This is a genomic window from Proteus vulgaris, assembly GCF_016239305.1.
GTDB classification, from domain to species: Bacteria; Pseudomonadota; Gammaproteobacteria; order Enterobacterales; family Enterobacteriaceae; genus Proteus; species Proteus vulgaris_C.
The window spans coordinates 168544-187573 of the sequence record NZ_JAEHOQ010000002.1; the positions used below are offsets into that span (position 1 = coordinate 168544).

Below are 19030 nucleotides of genomic sequence, written 5' to 3' on the forward strand. Positions count from 1 at the left end.
TTACTTTCGACGGCTATTCGCCCAAGGATCACAATCAGGATGGTCGACAACTTCAATCACGTCATCAATATCAACTTCAAGAAGATCCAGATAGAGCGCTTCTACTTCAGCGCGAGCCCAAGGGGTTCTACGCAAGAATTTCAAACTTGATTTCACACTAGGATCACTTCTAAAGCAGTTAATTTTGATAAGTTGGCCTAATTTAGCCCAACCATATTTAGCCACCAACGCATTTACCTGCATTTCAAGAGTGACGCCATGTAGCGGATCTTTAGAATTATGTCCTGTCATGATTTTCTCAAATACGTATTATTAATTTCAAGGTAAGAAGCGGAGCAGAGTACAAGAAAGCCGAGGGAGTATCAATAAAATGGATAGAATTAAATGAACGTAATACCGTGATTAATCCTATAAAAAATGAGGATAAAGTGACTGTTAATTTTAGAGATTATTACAAAAAAATGGCAAAAGACGTTTTTCCGGGTACAGCAAATGTCACATTAGATCTTAAAATTGTTTATCAATAAAACATTTATTAAGCCAAGCCATTAAGCTAATCCAATAAGTTTTAATGGCTTAGTTAATTAATTACTTCTTACGCGAAAAAGCAGAAAAAGAGTGTATCACTTTTTTAGTGCTAATTATTCTATCTAATTGTTGTTGTAACTGTTTATCATCCATTGTCGCGCGATCATGTTGACGAAGATGCTCGGCCCACGAAGATACCATAAAGGTTTCCATATAAGTTTGAATATTATTTTCCGTAATGGCGTCAGATGAAATAAAAAGTCCCCATGAATAACCGCCATCTCTTAAACGAATTGTTTTTAATTGTTCCATCAAACTAAGAAATTGCTCATGGTGAATAGTTTCAATTTGATAATTTACAGTAATTAGCACAGGGCCTTTATCCGTTGTGATCTCAATAAGTCCATCATCAAGAATAAAGTGTTCTGAATGCTGTAAGTTGATGTTGTCATGTTCTAATTTGACACGTAAAACACATAACCAAACTAAAATAATCCCAATCGTTGCACACAGCAAAGCTATCGTCACTGAAGTATGTGAAGCGATTTGCCCCCACACAAGAGATCCTAATGCCATAGAGCCAGAAAACACAGTTAAATAGAGCGCAAGGCCTCTAGCTCGCACCCAATTAGGCAATGCCGTTTGTGCTGAAACCATTAATGTGGAAAGGGTGATTATCCAGCTAAATCCAGCGAGCATACTGGCAAAAATAGCTAAATATTTTGAAGTCGCGCTAGCAAAAATAAATAACACCAATGCAGTACCTATGGTGCCAACGGCGATCAGCGTACTGGTACTCAATTTTTCACGCAATGTTGATAAGCTAAATGCACCAACCACTGCGCCAATACCAATGCTAGTCGTTAATAAACCGTATAATGTCGCATCACCGTGTAGTGAGACTCGTGCGACTAGTGGTAACATTGCCCAATACGCACTCGCAAAAATAAAAAAGCTGGCTGCTCTTATAATCGTTTTTATCAACGCAGGGCTATAACGTGCATAGCGTAAACCGGAGATCATCGCAGCCACAACAGATTCAGCAGGTAGTTTTTCCTCTTCTTTTTTTTCACCTTCCCACCACCATACAGCAAGAATAATGGCGATAAAGCTCAAGGCATTAAGTAAAAATGGTAAATAAAGACCGACTTGAGAAATCAAAATACCCGCAAGAGCGGGGCCTATAGCACGGCTGATATTAATTCCCATGCTGTTTAATGCAATACCCGATTTTAATTCATGAGGCTCGACAATACTTGGCACAATTGCTTGCCATGCAGGGCCTAAAAACGCGGCGCCAGAGCCTAAAACAAAGGTAATTAATAATAACCAACCAATACTGATAACATCGAAATAAACCAAAGTAGCTAATAATGTGGCAGCAAAGAGCATTAAAATGTTGACAAAAATAAGCAGTTTTCGTTTATCAAAAATATCAGCAATTGCTCCTGCTGGAAGTGCCAATAAGAAAACAGGTAATGTCGTCATGGCTTGAATAGCTGCAATCATAGCGGGGTCAGGACTTAGGTTTGTCATCAACCAACCGGCGCCCACATCATTCATCCAAGTACCAATATTAGAAAATAGCGTAGCCATCCATAATACGAAAAAAATACGATTACGTAAGGGCGACCACGCAGAGGCATGTTGCGTTGCCATAGTCTTATCTCTCTTTGTTTGAGATGGCCAGTAAATAATTATCGGCCATCGTTATCATAAAAATTAGAATGCAAAGCAAGAACAGCCTAAAGCTCCCCAAAATGCGTTATCATCTGAAATAGGAATGGATGATTGGCGAGCAATATCATGTTGATGCCCATGAACATGGCAAGCACCACAGCATTGATGTAGCTGATTTAATACCGCTGTTTTCGTTTCTTGTTGCAAGTAAGAGTAATGACCCGGTACTTTGATCACTGGCGACCAATCAGGTAATACAGGAATAGAAGGTGGTGTTAATGATGAAAAATCACCATTTGCATATACAATTTTGCCATCTACTACGGTTAAAAGTGATTCAATTGCTTTGATCTCATTTTCAGGTACCCGAAAATAATCGGCAGAAAGAGCAATAAAATCGGCAAGTTGACCTGCTTTAATTTGACCTTTTTTACCCTGTTCATTAGAGAACCATGAACTTCCCATCGTCCATAGCATGAGCGCCGTATCTCTGTCTAAACGATTATCGCCGTCATACATTTGCATCCCCCCCACAGTACGCCCTGAAACTAACCAATAAAGCGCCGTCCACGGATTATAACTGGCAACACGGGTGGCATCTGTACCTAATCCAACCGGTACTTGTGCATTTAGCATTTTGGCGACAGGCGGGGTTTGTTTCAGTGCTTTTGTGCCATAACGTTGTGCAAAATACTCACCTTGAAACGCCATACGATGTTGAATAGCTAATCCACCGCCAAGCGCTTTAACACGTTCAATATTTTTTTCACTGATGGTTTCAGCATGATCGAAAAACCAATGTAATCCATCGAAAGGAATATCTTTATTCACTTTTTCAAAGACATCTAACATACGACTAATAGATTCGTTATAAGTGGCATGTAAACGAAATGGCCAGCGATGCTCGACTAAATGACGGATCACTTTTTCTAATTCGGCTTCCATATTTTCAGGAAGATCAGGCCTTGGTTGTAAAAAGTCTTCGAAATCAGCCGCAGAAAAAACCAACATTTCACCCGCGCCGTTATGACGATAAAAATCACTACCATCGCCAGGTGATACCATTGATGTCCATTGTTTGAAATCTTCAAATTCTTGTTTAGGCCTTTGAGTGAATAAGTTATAAGCAATACGAATAGTTAATTGGTTATTCTTGGCAAGCTCATCAACGACTTGATAATCTTCAGGGTAATTTTGAAAACCACCACCCGCATCAATGACACTAGTTACACCAAGACGATTCAATTCTTTCATAAATTGACGGGTTGAATTTACTTGATACTCAAGAGGTAATTTAGGGCCTTTTGCTAAAGCAGAATAAAGCAACATGGCATTGGGTTTTGCTATCAATAATCCGGTAGGGTTACCATGTTCATCACGTTGAATTTCACCACCCGGTGGATTTGGTGTCTCTTTGGTATAACCAATCGCACGCAGGGCCGCTTTGTTTAGTAATGCACTGTCATAGAGGTGTAATACAAAAACGGGTGTATCAGGAGAGACTGCATTAATTTCGGCTAGCGTTGGCATACGGCGTTCTGCAAATTGAAACTCGCTCCAACCACCAACAACACGCACCCATTGCGGTGACGGTGTTACTTGTGCTTGTGCCTTTAACATATCAAGGGCTATAGAAAGAGAGGGGACGCCTTCCCAACGTAATTCAAGATTATAATTTAATCCACCACGGATCAGGTGAAGATGTGAATCATTAAGGCCAGGAATAATAATGTGATTTTTTAGATCAATGATTTTTGTTTCTGCATTTTGAAACTGCATCGATTCATCATTTGAGCCAATAAAAAGAAATTTACCTTGATGTACAGCTATCGCTTGAGCGATAGGGTTTTCTTTATCAAGAGTATGGATTTCACCATTGATAAATATTTCGGTCGCGAAAGTTTTATTCATGATTTTTGATTTCCTATTTAAAAGGAACTAACTCTTTGTTAAATAAAAGGCGTGATCATGCCGTGCTTTATTAGCAATATAGATAACTATTTCTTTTTTAAATAAATTAAAAATAAGAAGGTAAGTTTTTTATTTTTATTCCAGCAGGTTTATTAAATTGTAGCTTAAGTTTATTTCATTACTATTTAAAACATTTGCTTTAAGACAACAAAAAAAATGAACAAGATAAGAATGATATAATTCATTGATTTTTAATAAAGCACCTACTATTTATAATTTATTCAGTTGAGCTATCAATGTGAGATAACTATTCGCAGTCCAATACCATTATCGAGTTCGTAAAAAAGTGAATGGATAAACTCTGCTACTTTCACGCAAAATAGCGATCCACACAAATTTATCATAAAAAAGAACACCTTTATTTTTTAAGGCGTTCTTCTTACTTTTAAGTAAAAACACTAACTGTCGGATTATGATAATTCAATCTAGATAAAACAATGTGATATAAAACATAAGAATGGTGAAATATAATCACATCCTTTCTGTTTTAAGAATAATTACATTCAATAAGTAAAAATAATTGCTGACTATGTTGGTATACCCCTTATCAATGTAAGGATACATCATGTCAGAAAAACGGCGTCATAAAATTGATAGTTTAGTTAATCTTACTCAACCTTATGCTGTTGATAGTTTTGATGATGCTCTTTTTACTGCATCTATGGATGAAGCGGATATATGGCATCGCCAATATAATGCTAATTATCAATTGCTATGGCAAAAAATACCTCAACCGGTTATCCCCGTTAATTTATTTAAAACTATGGCGTTAGCGACGCCAACACATCGTAATGGTATTTGGCTAAACAGTTCAGGAACGGGACAACAAGGAAAAACGCAAGTTTTCTTTGATGATGTCAGCCTAAAGCGCATCGAAACGGCAATGACACAGATTTTTTATCACAATAGTTTAATATCCACAAACCCAGCCCATTTTCTGATGTTATCACCCGATCCTCAATCTGGCGATCATGCTGGTTTTGCCACCGCTTTCTTAAAATTTACTCAATGTGCACCGATTAAAGAACTTATTTTTACAGTATCAGAAAAAGGCCAATTTGATACAAAATTAGCATGGTCAACATTGCGACGCTGGGCGAGCGATCCGGCGCCTATTTATATCCTTGGGTTAACACTTTTCTTTGAGCACTTATGTTTAAGCCGACCTGAGCCCTTCACTCTGTTATCACCAATTAAAGGCCTAACGGGTGGGGGATGGAAAGGGATGACAAAGCAACTTGAACGGCCAGATATTATCCAAGGATTAAAAGAAACCTTACACGCTCCTAATGTTGATATTCGTGATATTTATGGCATGACAGAGCATCCGCTACACTACATTAGTTGCAGTGAAGGGCATTTCCATATTCCCGCTTATTCTCGTTTTGCCATTATCGATGAAACGGGTGATCGGGCACCAGAAGGTAAAACAGGTTTTATTCAACTTGAGAATCCTTTTTTTGATTCCCTGCCTTCTCAACGACTGTTAACCCAAGATTTAGGAGTATGGGGAACACAATGTGCTTGTGGCCATTCATTACCCTATATTCACTATATTGGAAGAGCGACTTCACCAGAGGGCACTTGCGCTGCACAAATAAAATGATAGAAGCTATACTTGTTCGTTTAGCAAACATTAAACTGTGCTTAATACACTGCATTAATGAAAACTGGCTATTTTCTGATGATCTTTTGACACAAAAATTCTGTCTTGAACGTCTGAAGCAATGGGCTTATAGCGATGTACTAGCACAAAAAGTCGCTAATGAGTTAGGAAATAAAAACTGGCGTGCGCCCAATAAGTTATTAATTGTCGTCTCTGAAAAAGATCCTCTTGGCACATTAGAAGCCTTGCTTGCAGGCTATTTAATTGGCAGCCCCATCAGAATAAAAGCACGATTATCCACACAATGGCTTTATTCATTACGGGCCTATTTAGGCTTAAATGAAAACGAGTGCGAAATTCTAAATTGGACGAGTGAAAATCAAAACGATGAGTTTGTTCTTGAAGATATTGAAGCTATTTTATTAGCGGGTGGTGATGCACTTATTCAACATTATCGCCAAATAACACCCCCACATATTAAATTAATTGAGTTAGGCCCCAAAATAAGTGGAATGGCTATTTTTGGGGATTCATTACCTGATATTTCTTTGGTGTTAAATGATGTTTGCTTGTTTAGACAGCAGGTTTGTAGTTCACCTCGTTTTATTTTATTAGAGAATAGAGCCTGTGCCGAACAACTCTATCAGCAACTTTCTATCGCATTACCTTCATTACCGCCATTGCCTGAAAATCTAAGACTTCAACAAATGGCACAAACACATGAGTATTCATTGTCTCGTGAGCGACTCAATCATGAAAAACCCACACTTTATGATATAAAATCAGGCTGGGGGATCACTTATCACACCCAATTTATGCCCCAATATTGGCTTAATTTCGGTTTTCAATTGATTGTTGGCTCAGTGGAGCATCATTTGCAATTAGCCCAAAAAGAGTGGTTCGCACGCTTACAAACGCTGGCTTATCACGGCGATCTCTCTTCACTTTCACTGCAAAATTATTGTTTCACTCGTTATTGTCCCATTGGCACGATGCATTCTCGCCCAATGACAGCAACGCATGATGGCTTTTTTATATTGGCCGCACTGGTGTTCTTTGTGAATAAAGAAGGATAACAACATTGAATAAACGGAAAATATTTATCACAGGTGCTAGTGGATTTATTGGCTCTTATTTATTACCCAAACTTGCAGAACTTGGTGATGAATTAACGATATTATGTCGAGACCCCAGTAAAAATTATCCTTATCGCCCAGCATTACCAAACAGTATTAAGGTGGTGAAAGGAGATTTGTTGCAACCGGATACCTATCGAGATGCGCTGATTGGACAAGATATCATTATTCATTTAGCCGCTGATTATCGAGTAGGTATTGCGCCTACACATTCAGAACATCAAAAAATGTATCAAACCAATGTCACAGGAACATTGAATTTACTGAATGAAGCAAAAAAAACGCAAATCTCTCAAATTTTATATACCAGCACAACGGCAGCATTAGGGGAAACACAGGGTGTATTACGTGATGAAACTCATCGTCACAATGGTTATTTTCGCAGTTATTATGAAGAGACCAAGCAAATTGCCCACGTATTCGTTGAACACCAACAGCAACAAGGTATGCCGATAAAAATCGCCATTTGTGGCGGTGTTTTTGGACAAGGCGATAACAGCGTTTTAGCCAAAACTTTATCCGCATTTTTTAATAAAAAAATTCCTTTTCAAATCAGTACAAATAGCACATTTCAACTCTGTCATGTTGAACGACTTTGTGACGGATTATTACGATTATTAGCCTTAGATAAACCACAAGAAACCGTTCTTTTTACAGGCGATATTTTTTCTATGCCTGAAATATTCACACTATTAAGTGAAATACAAAAAATACCACCATTACCTACAAAAGATCGCCACAGTTTACGGCCATTAGCATGGTTGATGGATAAACTTTCTATGTTGGGTCTTACTATGCCCCTTTCTTGTGAAGCACTACGTATTATGGATGGAAGCTCTTATACCTATTCATCTTATAAGGCAGAACAACTATTAGGATGGACAGCAGGCGAGCCATTAACTGAGTTTAAGGATTATGCACGCAAGATTGCTCATCAACAGACGTTGATAAATAAGGAGCAAAAATGAAGCCAAGGACACTAACCAGCCCATGGGGAACAGTTTTCCTATCACTTGAAACTGAGCAACTATTAAGTATCAGAGGTGATACAGATAATGCAGTTTTCTATGGTCAAGGTTATGGTGCTGCTTATTTGCGATTGTGGCAATTAGACTTATCGCGCCGGGTTGCCAGTGGTCGCTTAAGTGAAGTCATGGGAAATGGCGCGCTTAGAACAGATATTTTTCAACGTCGATTAGGATTAGTGGAACTCGCCAAAATTGCAGAGATCAACGATAAAAACGCACCGTCTGATAGCTGGCAGGCGACTCAATTTCAACATATCACTGCATATATTGCAGGTATTAACCAAGCCATTAATGATTTAAAGATCAGGCCTATCGAATGCTTATTATTGCGGTATCAACCTGAGCAATTTACCACGACAGATAGCTATCTCTTAGGGCAATTGAAATACTTTATTAACTCAGCTTGGCAATATGAGTTATTTAATACCCGCTTAGCGAATCGGCTAACAACATCTCAACATCAACAACTTTTGTCTACCTTTAGTCTTGAAGGCAATCAAATTCCACCATTACCTTTAAATGAACAGGGGGAATATTACCCTGAAGTGATTGCTGCGTTTAAAGAAGGATTAAAAGGTCTACAGCACTTAGGATTAGCCTCACCTGATACGGGATCTAACGTAATTGCAGTAAATGGCTCGTTTACCGCATCGGGTAAACCCATATTAGCTGCCGATCCACATATGGGACATGTAAACCCTAGTTTTAATCTGTTATGTCGATTAGAAAGCGATGAAGGATTAAACGTAATGGGTTCACACTTTCCCGGTTCACCAGGCATTATTGTGGGGCGCAATTCTCACGCAGCTTGGGGAATGGTCGGTATTATGGCAGATAACCAAGATTTATATTGGGGGCGTATTGATTTAGAAAACGAGAAGGTTGAGGCCGTCAATGGATGGGAACCTTTAACGAAAAGAACGCATACCATTGGCGTATCGTCAAAACGCCAACATACCTTTGTGACTTATGAGTATTCACAAGGTCGATTGATGTCAGAAAAGGCGGGCTATGGTTTATTTCTACGTTGGCCTGCATTAGATGATCCAAGTGGTGATATTACTTTTTATCAGCTCGCAAAATGCCATAACTGGACATCATTTAGAGAAGCTTTAAGACATGTGAAAAATTCCCCTATGATGGTGGGATATGCAGATACTCACGGCGATATTGGCTTACAGAGTATGGGGTATATTCCTAAGCGTCATCGTGAAATTGGCAGTTTAGTACTGAGCCTAACGGAGCCATTACATCAGTGGCAAGGCTATGTTCCTTTTGATGACTTACCCGCCGAATATAACCCTGAACGGGGATATGTTCTTTATGCCAATCAATATAGCGAGTCTCTTTTTAATGGGAAACCTGCGCTATCTAATCGCTGGCATCCCCCAACAAGAGCACTGCGTATTGAAGCGCTTATTCAGCAAACAAAAAAACATACTGTTGAGACATTTTGCCAACTCCAAGATGATAAAAAAGATATTTTTGCCCAACAAGCACTCGCTTTTTTACTCCCTTATGTGCCTGAAGATAAAATTCTTTCTCAGTGGGATGGCGATACTCAACAATTAAATGCCTCTCGATTTTTTGATGTGTGGATCCAACATCTTACTGACAAGGTATTAGGCAAGGTATTAAAAAGAGGGTCACGCGCTCTCTATACAGATTTTTGGCCAAGTTGTCGCTGGAGTATTTTGAATATTTTGCAGCATCATTTACAAAACTGGCAGTTCAAAGAAAAAGAGATACCCATATTAATTCGTGAAACCTATGCCAGTGCATTAATCGCTAGCAAAAAAATGGAACGCCCTTATGTTGAATTTCAGCACAGTATCAAAAAACCTTTATGGCTTAATCGTCTATTAACCGGACGTTATCTCTACCAAGGTGGCAATCGTGAAACTGTTCACGCGACACGACAAAATGCAGATTTTTTAACGCAATCTCAAATAGGGAATAACGACACCATTAAAACCAAGCCATATACGTTTGGTCCCGGTTTTAAACTGATTTCCTCTTTAACACCACAAGGTGAATGTCATTATTTAATTAATACACCAGCAAAAGGTCATCCTTTCTGTTGGTCATTACGGCATGTCTTGAAATGCTGGCAAACAGGTACCCGACAAAAAATTATTTTGCCACTTCGTGAAAATAACCATCATTGTAATGATAAAAAGGAATAACTCATGGTAAGAATGAAGCAATGGCAACAAACAGGACATCCTGCACGTTTATGGCATCCGATCTCAAACAATCGTATTCAATGCGAACTTTGCCCACGAGCCTGTAAAATTAATTTAGGCCGTACAGGCACTTGCAAACTAAGACGTAATGAGAATGGCAGTTTAGTTACGTTAAATTACGGTAAATCTGTTCCGATGACACAAGAGTCTATAGAAACCGAAGCGGTATATCACTATGCACCCGGTGAACGCATCTTATCGTTAGGTAATATTGGCTGTATGTTACGTTGTGATTTTTGCCAAAACTGGAGCACAAGCCAAGCACGTTATGTGCAAGACAGCAATGTGGCGTATTACAGCCCTGAAGATGTAGTCAATTATGCGTTAAAACATAATATTCGTGTTTTGTCATGGACATATAACGATCCGATTGTTTGGCATGAATTTGTTATGGATACGGCAAAGTTGGCGCATGAACATGGTTTGAAAAATCTGTATAAGAGTGCTTTTTATATCAGCGAAAAAGCTATTGATGAACTACTTGGTGTAATGGATATCTTTAGTATTTCATTAAAATCAATGCAAGATAGCTTTTATCGTAAACATACAGGAGGGCGATTACAGCCTGTTCTTGACGGTATTAAACAAGTCTATGATGCGCGAAAATCTACAAATAGTCCTCACCTTGAGGTATCTAACTTATGTGTGACAGGGCGTAATGACTCTCTTGATGAAGCGAAAAAAGTAACTGATTGGATGCTCAAACATCTTGATGCCGATATTCCATTACATTATGTTCGTTTCCACCCTGATTACCAATATCGTCATGTCGACCGCACATCTATTCCCTTTTTAGAGCAAGCTCGCCAGCAAGCCTTAAACGAAGGGATGCGCTATGTTTATGTCGGAAATGTGTTTGATACAGACAGCGCAAACTCTTATTGCCCCGAATGTCATACCTTATTAGTTAAGCGAAGTGGGTTAATTGCTCAATCTCACTTAGATGGCGGGCGATGCCCTCATTGTCATTTTCAACCTTCGATTATCTTGCCTTGGGCAGGAGCTAACACTGACAAATTATCAGAATATATTCCTGAGGATTTTATCTGTATTACACATCCTTTCCGTGGTCCTGTTCAAGCTTGCCATATTGAACAAAAAAATGAGTCACCTATTTACTATCAATTTATTACAAAACAAGGTGAGCCAGTAGGTCCTATTAGTACCAATAGCTGTAGTCGCTTTATGCTGTCAAAAAGTAGTCCTAAAGCTGAGGGAATACGTCTTTATCATCACCAAAATGAACCTTGTCAGCTGTTTGAGGTTTACGATCGTGCTCATTTTCCTGTTACTGAAGCCGAAAAAACCCATCTTGGGAGCGAAAATGTACCGATCACCCTTATTCCATTAAAAGGACGCTAAAAATATGCCACTCAATAGAGGATGGTCATTAATACGTGCTCAGCTTATTGCAGCTCAAATTCGCAAAGCAAAACTCAATGATAAAGTACCGAATCTTCCTATTATCTATTTACCAGGTATTTTAGGAACCAAGCTTTTTGATAGGCAAAAACAGGCCTTTATTTGGGGTGATCATCGTAGTGTCTTTACAAAAAGTAACTATGAGTATGAGCATCCCAACGCTCAGCATTCACCTCGCGTATTAGCCACTGAGCAATTACACGCATTTTCGATTGTTCCTTATTTAGTGAGCACATTGGTCACTCAAGAGCTTAAAGATGTTCTTGAAACAGCATTAGGTTATCGCGAAGGGCAAGATCTGTTTTTTCTTGCCCATGATTGGCGAGCCGATCACCGATTGCTGGTGGATCTCATTGATAGGGAAGTTAACCGACTTAAAACGGTTTTTGGAGATAATCAGCCTTTTATTTTTATTGCTCAATCAGCATCTAACCTCGCAATACGCTACTGGTTACGTCATACCACTCCTGAAAATAGAGCATTAGTGGCGAAGTGGTATGCCTTTGGCCCACCTTGGCACGGTACATTTCAGGCGTTATCAATGATGGAGACAGGCTATTATGCCGGAAGTCGTTATCTTCACGGGTTTTCATCTGATGATGTCTGTGGCTGTCCTTTTGTGTATCAATTATTACCCCCCAATCCAGTAGTCATAGACAGTTATGGGCGAGCGTTGACTGATTTTGATATCTATGATGAAACGTGTTGGGAGCACTATCACTTAGGGCCTTATAAAACCTCAATCAGTTCAGCACAGAATCAACGAGTAAGAGAAGCGTTGGCACAAAATTTACAGTGTGCTAAACGCTTTACTGATGCGGTTTCCGGTATTAATAAAAATGAACAAGCTGTGCCCCAAGTGTGGTATTTAAGTGATAATAATATCACGTTAAAAGCCGCTATTTATGGAAGAGAAGGTTGGTATTTACAAGCTAAAGATATTAAACGTGAATTTCCTCAACTAGCCACTCAGGCATTAACAGTCGGCGACGATCACCTTCCTTTAGAGGGATTGTTGCAATATTGGCGTGCGCCTATTGTGCGTGATAGATATCAACACCCTTGGGGGGAAAGCTTTGCCTTTATTAGCCAAGCGTCAACACATCGCGCATTAATAAACCACACACCTAATTTACGAAGTTTAGCTTTTGATATTGCAACAGAGAGAAGAAAAGAACGTTAATGACATTAATGCATTTCATTGATTGAAGTATTGAGTCAAAAAATAAAAACTTACATAATGCGAGTATCTCGCCGTTAAACTCTTAAATTGTGCGTAAACCTATGACATCAAATATAAATGGAATTATTGATAGTATTCGTAAAGCTATACAATGCTCAACACAAGGTATGGTTGACCGTGAACAACTTGCTGAGCTAGTTATTTTAGCTACCGTTGCTCAAGAGCATTTACTCGTTATTGGCCCTCCAGGAACAGCGAAGAGTGCTGTTGTACGCAGAGTTTCTCAAACACTCGGAGGGCGTTATTTCGAATATCTTTTAGGTCGCTTTACTGAGCCTTCTGAGCTATTTGGGGCCGTTGATCTCAAAAAACTCAAAGAAGGTAAAGTCGAAACCGATACCACAGGAATGTTACCTGAAGCTGATATCGTGTTCCTTGATGAGGTCTTTTTGGGATCGACCGCGATTTTAAACACCTTATTGGGTATTTTAAATGAACGCCGATTTAAACGTGGTCACACCGATATTATTAGTCCACTAAAAGTCTGTATTGGTGCTACTAATAGTTTGCCTGATGATCCGAATCTTACCGCATTCTCAGATCGCTTTCTTATTCATCTTTTTATTGATTCTGTACCCGATCACCAATTAGAAGCCATGCTGGAAGGTGGATGGGCTTCAAGCATGACTCAACTTTCAGCTCAACTCGATATTGCTCAATTAGATGAATTACACCTTGCGGTTAAAAATATCGATTTAACACAAGTTAGACCATTGCTTGCTAATGCAGTGCGTTCATTAAGAAATGCAGGGATCACGCTTTCAGATAGACGCATTGTTCGTGTTCAGCGTCTTATTGCCGCAGCAACAGTACTCAATAATCGAGAGATTGCGACAGAGCAAGATATTTGGCCTTTGCTGTATGTACTTCCTACTGAAGATGCACAACAACAAGGACGTGAAATCTTACGACAAGAACTCTCATTTTCAATGAATTCTCGATTATTTAGTTCCGTAGAAGAGGCGACATTACAGCCTCAATCTCGCATGAATCGTTTAATTGAAAGAGCAACAGATGTTCTAAATGCAGAGCCTGTATCTAAAGTGGATATTGAACTGACATTACGAGAAATAGATGCCAACTTCTCAACAGAGATGTTAAGTGAAGAGCTTGCAATATTACGTACTCAATTAGCAATACAGTTTAGTCACTTATTATGAGCCCAACATTTCCACTGACTTGGCAACATAATGCAACACCTCCTAAACCACAAGGGGTGTTTGCAACTGGTATAACAGCCAAACAACTTATTGAACGCATTATTCATTTGCCGGAGGTTCAGCAACAACGGTTAAAAGTGCTCACCAGTCAACATCGACTTATTGTATTAGGAAAACAGACTGATTTACCTTGGGTTGAAAATATAACGCTGATCGCACCGTCTACTCAAACAGCTAAATTATGGCTCCCTATACATCAACAGCTTTTATTACCTTATGGGCTGGTGGAACAAGCCTTAGTCCAGTATTTTAAACGCCAACCACTATTGCTTTTACCATCACCTCAAACGGTGATCCCTTTAGATAATCAGTGGTCATTAACACCTAAGCTACGGGATACACTCACCCAATTGTGTTTTGAGTGAAATATAATGTGACACAAGGATCGGTTTATCATCATGTCATTACCCACAACACAATCCACATCATTACCTGAAGCGCTACAACCTTGGCAAACTTGGCTTAGCTGGTTAGATCCCGAATTAATTCCTGCCTTTTCAGACATATTACAACGCCTGAGTCGTGTATTAGGTCCTGTACAGGGAAAGCAACTCGGTGGCTTACCTGAACAAGATGGTATAGGGCAAATACAGCGTAAAGGGGATTATCAAAACCTGCTACTTAGTGAATGGTTAATGGCTGATGAAGTACCTGATGAATTTATGAGACGCGCCATTAATGCAGAGCATCTCTTTTTAGCGCCAAACTATAAATCTCAACAATCTTTAAATCAGATCACCGTGCTTTTTGATACCGGTATTTCACAACTGGGTGAATGTCGTTTAGTTCATATTGCATTGCTTATCTTATTAGCTCAACGAGCAGAAAAGGCGGGTTGCACATTAATGTGGAGTACGTTGCAATCAATCATTCCATTAATGCCGTTAAACGCCATAAATGATCTACACGAATTATTGACACGCCGGACTTATTCGCCTGTTTTAAACGAACATATTACACATTGGCAAAACGTTATTTCTGAAGATGTAAATGCGCAAAATGGTGAAATTTGGTTAGTCACGGGCGCTCATCAACAACCTATATTGAAACTAATTACATCAAGCCATCATATCGAATTAACTGGGGATGATTGTTTTAATAAAACCATTGATGTGAATATTCGAACTCCTCATTTTCAACGCCATATTGTATTACCAACACCGCCTAGAGCACTCAGCTCACAAATATTAAAAGGGCAAATAAGGCCGTCTTCAGTACAAAACACGCATCAACATGAACACAAGATATCACTCATGTTTTCACCCGTTATCTCATTTCATGGTAGCGCGGTGGGGGTCACTTTATTAGGTAAACCTGGGTTAGTGGTGATTAAAATTCCACCACTCAATAGATTAAATCAAAACAGGTCGCTTAAAAAACCGTTTGTATACCAAATATATCCTGATGGCCATGCTATTTTAGCGTTACAGTGTCACGGAAAAAAGGTAGGCGCGTTACTTTCCAATAACAATGGCCTCTATTTTTGGCAATTACCCAAACTCTCTTATATGCCTCGACCTTCCGATGAGGAGTTTTCAGCAGGTATTGGACGAGGTAATACGCTTTCTAATGCTTATTTATTTAATCGAGAATATACCAGTTTATTTGTTCATGATAGGGCAAGACGGTTAGTCGCTTTCTCATCCAATATTTATTCCGAAGAAAAAAATAATTTTAAAATCGTTGAAGAAAAAGTCCTTGGCATAGAGAAAATAGCCGACGACCTACTTGTGTATATTTATCTCAATGACAGTAGTGAATTAATCCAAATGGTCACTGGTGCAAACTTTTCTCAAAAGAAATACCAGCACCGACTCTATTTTACTCAATTTATTTCCTATCAAAGAGCTGTATTATTTGCCTATCACCATAAATATACCGATGGCTCTAAATCAATCTCTTGTGCCATTTCATTAGGCGCTAATCGACAAAGTTGGCATGTTTATAATATGGAAGTTGATGAGGTCTATGGCTATCAAATAGACTTACCCCAAGGATGGCAAGGAATAGGGCTTTTTTATCCAACACTTGATGGCTCTACCGAAGCAGATTTAACCACCTTAAATATTTTGATGCTCAGTTCAAACAAGCGAAATATTGCCAGTTATTCAAAAGGCGAGATAGAAATCTTATATCGTGCAGATAATCCGTTTACACGTTACTCATTTAGCTCATCTAAAGGCCTGTTTGCTGCATTAACGGATCATGCTCAAGTCGTTGTTTATGATGTATACCAAAAACAATTACGCTTAAATCTTTATACCATTGCACAAGAAGGTGATATCCAAAATGCATAACGATTATATTCGTCATCCAATATTATTGGGATATCGTCAAATCGAAGGTTTATGGCTACCTAATGACTGGTTTAATGAGACTCAACGCCTTACTTATTTAATAAAACATTGGCAAGCTAATTGTCGTATTTATCGATTCGAACAAGGAGATGTTCTCTGTTTTACTGAAAATAAAACGGTGGATTGTTCATCCATTGAGGGATGGCCTTTAATTCGTTACGGTCGCCTTTATAGCACAGCACCTCTAGATAATGATGAGATAAAAAAACTGCCTTATGCAGATCTTTCTTTAGTTCGTAGTGGTGTTGTAACAACGCTTCTATTTTCGCAAGCTGAACCTCTCTCACTTGCTGATTATCTCGATATTAAAGAGATTCATTTTGAAGAGACTGATAACTACGCCAATCTGTATGAGATAAAACCTCAAGCATTATCAGAAGAGAAAAATATTAGAGCGATTATTGGTGACAATATTCCACCGGCAGCAGATCAACAAAAGCAATTTATAAAGACGATATTTGAAAACACTTCATCATCTCCATCTCAAACACCTCAAGCAAAAGCGTCATCATCACTGACTCAGAAAATTATTAATAAATTTCTTGCGCCTCAAAATCGTGAAGCAATGCATTCTTCATCTAAAACGATATCTCAATTATCCCCTTGGCAACGCTGGCTAAATAAACTTTCAGTAAAAAGCGGCTTAGCGTCTGTCATGAGTAAACAGCAGGCTGATTACATTAAAAAAATGATGAAAATGTTTGAAGAAGATAATGTCAATCAAGCACTGAGACATGGTATTCCACTGAGTAAATCTCAAGGAAACCAAGAAGCAACGCCTTCACCTTATTTAGGGAGATTAAAAGGGCGAAATAAACTGGAAATATCCGTAGATCAACAAGGGCATAAAAGCCTTTATCTTAGTGATGAACTTCAAACGTATTTAAAACAACTTTATCGTCAACAATTTATCAAACTAGATAAAGCTGGGCGTAATGAAGAAGCATTATTTGTTCTTGCTGAATTATTGCAAGAAAAAGAAGAAGCACTCGATTATTTAGAAAGCTTCCAGCGCTATCAACAAGCAGCTGAACTAGCTCGATTATGGGCAATGCCACCGGCTTATATTATTCGCCTATACTCTTTAGCGGGTGATATGAATTCAGCAGTTATATATGCTCGTTTACATCATGCGTTTTCGTTTATGATCTCACAGTTACAAAACACTCATCCTGATATTGCTAATAAAATGCGCGAAGAATGGGCTGAATATCGTATTGCTTGTGAAGACTATTTACAGGCCATCGACATTATCTGGGAATTAAATAATGAGGACAGCCGTAATAAAGCCAAGCATTGGTTAGAAATAGCCTATCAAGCTGGTGGAGAATTAAGCCTACGAAGCCTAGTAAAATGGGCCTTTTTATTACCTGAGTCTTTTCATCAACATCAAAATGATATTAAAAAGACGATTAATGATCCTAACGCCTCTATTTCGCGCGCTATTTTAGCTAGAGCATTATTGGCTTTACCCAAACAAACCAAATTAACTGAACAACTGATTAATCAATTAATTCGACCTATTATTGTTGATCAATATGGTGTTAGCTCGGTATTAGAGAAAAAAGAAGTTAGCCAACTTATTCATAAAAGTACGAATAAATTATTCAAAGTCGATATCCCTCATAGTGATATTCCAGAGGCTAAACGTTATTCCTTAGATACACAAAACCACTTTATTTCGGCGACTATTCCAGAGCAAGGGCTTTCTGCTATCTATGATGTCGTTGCCTTAAATGATCACCGATATCTTATCGCATTGGGTGAATCTGGGGTGTTATTAACTGATAAAGCTGGAAGAAAACTTTGGCATAATTTAACGCCAACTTATCATATTGTTATCGCAGAAAACCACCAAAGCGCTTTATTATTAGCACCAAGAGGTGATTATTTCCAAATTCATTCATTAGCAATCACAACACAGTCTATCCAAGAGCTTGGTACACTAAAATGTACTGTTTTTATCCGCAGTTTTGATGGCGTTTTTTGGACTATTGCAATTCGCAATACCGTTCAAGTTGTTGATACTAAAAATAACTTTAAGATAGTTTGGAATGTAGACACCTTGAATGGTGATGTTGTCGAGCTTCTTCGCCACAATGACTCTGAATATTGGCTAATTAATAGTGAACCGAAAGAACGCTGGTCGTATATTTTACCCAATCGCCGACTAACTCAGCGAGAAAATCTGCCTCAAGCATTAAATGAGGAGTTAAAATATGATCTGATGTCTAACTCATACTATGGTGTAAAACATGATAAATGCGTGCTCACATCAGCAAATTCACACTATACCCAACGTTTACAACTGCCAAATACTCAATCTATTGAAGAGCAGCAATCTTTTCATTTAACTTCAAGAACAGCCACGTTAGTTTATTGGCAAAAAGATGAATTAACGATATTTCGTTTATATAACAATCAAAATCACTGTAGTTTTGAATTAAAGTGGCCGACAAAATTTACACCAAGTTATCGTCATGAGTTTAACCAATGGTATTTTTTCGATAATACAGGGCGTTTAGTGCATTTTAATTGGGATAATGGGCGAGTAAATACAGTGAGTTTGCTTTTAAAATAAAAACCGACTAAA

At 38.6% G+C, this 19030-nt stretch carries 13 protein-coding genes; 10 read left to right on the forward strand and 3 right to left on the reverse strand.

The features are described 5' to 3' along the window. From JEP40_RS02270 to JEP40_RS02280, 3 genes are all read right to left on the reverse strand, one after another. Entirely contained in the window at positions 1-291 is a 291-nt protein-coding gene (locus JEP40_RS02270; RefSeq protein ID WP_198622270.1) for a VF530 family DNA-binding protein, read from the reverse strand. Positions 292-588: 297 nt separating this feature from the next. Then, positions 589-2187, reverse strand: a complete 1599-nt coding sequence (locus tag JEP40_RS02275) for an MFS transporter (protein ID WP_198622271.1) — start codon at positions 2185-2187, stop codon at positions 589-591. A gap of 63 nt (positions 2188-2250) precedes the next feature. Beyond that, positions 2251-4119: an amidohydrolase gene (locus JEP40_RS02280; protein WP_198622272.1), complete on the reverse strand. Its 1869-nt coding sequence runs from the start codon at positions 4117-4119 to the stop codon at positions 2251-2253. Positions 4120-4744: 625 nt separating this feature from the next. Between JEP40_RS02280 and JEP40_RS02285 the strand changes: the two genes are divergently transcribed. From JEP40_RS02285 to JEP40_RS02330, 10 genes are all read left to right on the forward strand, one after another. Then, the gene (locus JEP40_RS02285) at positions 4745-5785 is read left to right on the forward strand and encodes a hypothetical protein (RefSeq protein WP_198622273.1); all 1041 of its coding nucleotides are present in this window, start codon (positions 4745-4747) and stop codon (positions 5783-5785) included. Further along, positions 5782-6861 carry an acyl-CoA reductase gene (locus JEP40_RS02290; protein WP_198622274.1) on the forward strand — a complete coding sequence of 360 codons (1080 nt, stop codon included), beginning with the start codon at positions 5782-5784 and terminating at the stop codon, positions 6859-6861. The genes JEP40_RS02285 and JEP40_RS02290 overlap by 4 nt, the downstream gene beginning before the upstream one ends. A 5-nt stretch (positions 6862-6866) precedes the next feature. After that, positions 6867-7889, forward strand: coding sequence for an NAD-dependent epimerase/dehydratase family protein (locus JEP40_RS02295; RefSeq protein WP_198622275.1), 1023 nt, complete (start codon positions 6867-6869; stop codon positions 7887-7889). Then, positions 7886-10135: a penicillin acylase family protein gene (locus tag JEP40_RS02300; RefSeq protein WP_198622276.1), complete on the forward strand. Its 2250-nt coding sequence runs from the start codon at positions 7886-7888 to the stop codon at positions 10133-10135. Before JEP40_RS02295 ends, JEP40_RS02300 begins: the two co-directional genes overlap by 4 nt. Positions 10136-10138: 3 nt before the next feature. Further along, positions 10139-11557, forward strand: coding sequence for an AmmeMemoRadiSam system radical SAM enzyme (amrS, locus tag JEP40_RS02305; RefSeq protein ID WP_198622277.1), 1419 nt, complete (start codon positions 10139-10141; stop codon positions 11555-11557). A gap of 4 nt (positions 11558-11561) precedes the next feature. Next, positions 11562-12800: a lipase/acyltransferase domain-containing protein gene (locus JEP40_RS02310; protein WP_198622278.1), complete on the forward strand. Its 1239-nt coding sequence runs from the start codon at positions 11562-11564 to the stop codon at positions 12798-12800. 101 nt (positions 12801-12901) lie between these two features. After that, positions 12902-14020, forward strand: coding sequence for an AAA family ATPase (locus tag JEP40_RS02315; protein ID WP_198622279.1), 1119 nt, complete (start codon positions 12902-12904; stop codon positions 14018-14020). Beyond that, a complete protein-coding gene (locus tag JEP40_RS02320) occupies positions 14017-14445 on the forward strand; it encodes a hypothetical protein (protein ID WP_198622280.1) in 429 nt (142 codons plus the stop codon). Before JEP40_RS02315 ends, JEP40_RS02320 begins: the two co-directional genes overlap by 4 nt. A gap of 33 nt (positions 14446-14478) precedes the next feature. Further along, a complete protein-coding gene (locus JEP40_RS02325; protein WP_198622281.1) occupies positions 14479-16377 on the forward strand; it encodes a hypothetical protein in 1899 nt (632 codons plus the stop codon). Next, positions 16370-19018, forward strand: coding sequence for a bpX6 domain-containing protein (locus tag JEP40_RS02330; RefSeq protein WP_198622282.1), 2649 nt, complete (start codon positions 16370-16372; stop codon positions 19016-19018). The genes JEP40_RS02325 and JEP40_RS02330 overlap by 8 nt, the downstream gene beginning before the upstream one ends. Positions 19019-19030 lie beyond the last annotated feature (12 nt).

Coding starts and splice junctions, on each gene's coding strand:
- JEP40_RS02270 (WP_198622270.1), bottom strand. CDS start 291: ATGACAGGACATAATTCTAAAGATCCGCTACATGGCGTCACTCTTGAA.
- JEP40_RS02275 (WP_198622271.1), bottom strand. CDS start 2,187: ATGGCAACGCAACATGCCTCTGCGTGGTCGCCCTTACGTAATCGTATT.
- JEP40_RS02280 (WP_198622272.1), bottom strand. CDS start 4,119: ATGAATAAAACTTTCGCGACCGAAATATTTATCAATGGTGAAATCCAT.
- JEP40_RS02285 (WP_198622273.1), top strand. CDS start 4,745: ATGTCAGAAAAACGGCGTCATAAAATTGATAGTTTAGTTAATCTTACT.
- JEP40_RS02290 (WP_198622274.1), top strand. CDS start 5,782: ATGATAGAAGCTATACTTGTTCGTTTAGCAAACATTAAACTGTGCTTA.
- JEP40_RS02300 (WP_198622276.1), top strand. CDS start 7,886: ATGAAGCCAAGGACACTAACCAGCCCATGGGGAACAGTTTTCCTATCA.
- amrS (WP_198622277.1), top strand. CDS start 10,139: ATGGTAAGAATGAAGCAATGGCAACAAACAGGACATCCTGCACGTTTA.
- JEP40_RS02310 (WP_198622278.1), top strand. CDS start 11,562: ATGCCACTCAATAGAGGATGGTCATTAATACGTGCTCAGCTTATTGCA.
- JEP40_RS02315 (WP_198622279.1), top strand. CDS start 12,902: ATGACATCAAATATAAATGGAATTATTGATAGTATTCGTAAAGCTATA.
- JEP40_RS02320 (WP_198622280.1), top strand. CDS start 14,017: ATGAGCCCAACATTTCCACTGACTTGGCAACATAATGCAACACCTCCT.
- JEP40_RS02325 (WP_198622281.1), top strand. CDS start 14,479: ATGTCATTACCCACAACACAATCCACATCATTACCTGAAGCGCTACAA.
- JEP40_RS02330 (WP_198622282.1), top strand. CDS start 16,370: ATGCATAACGATTATATTCGTCATCCAATATTATTGGGATATCGTCAA.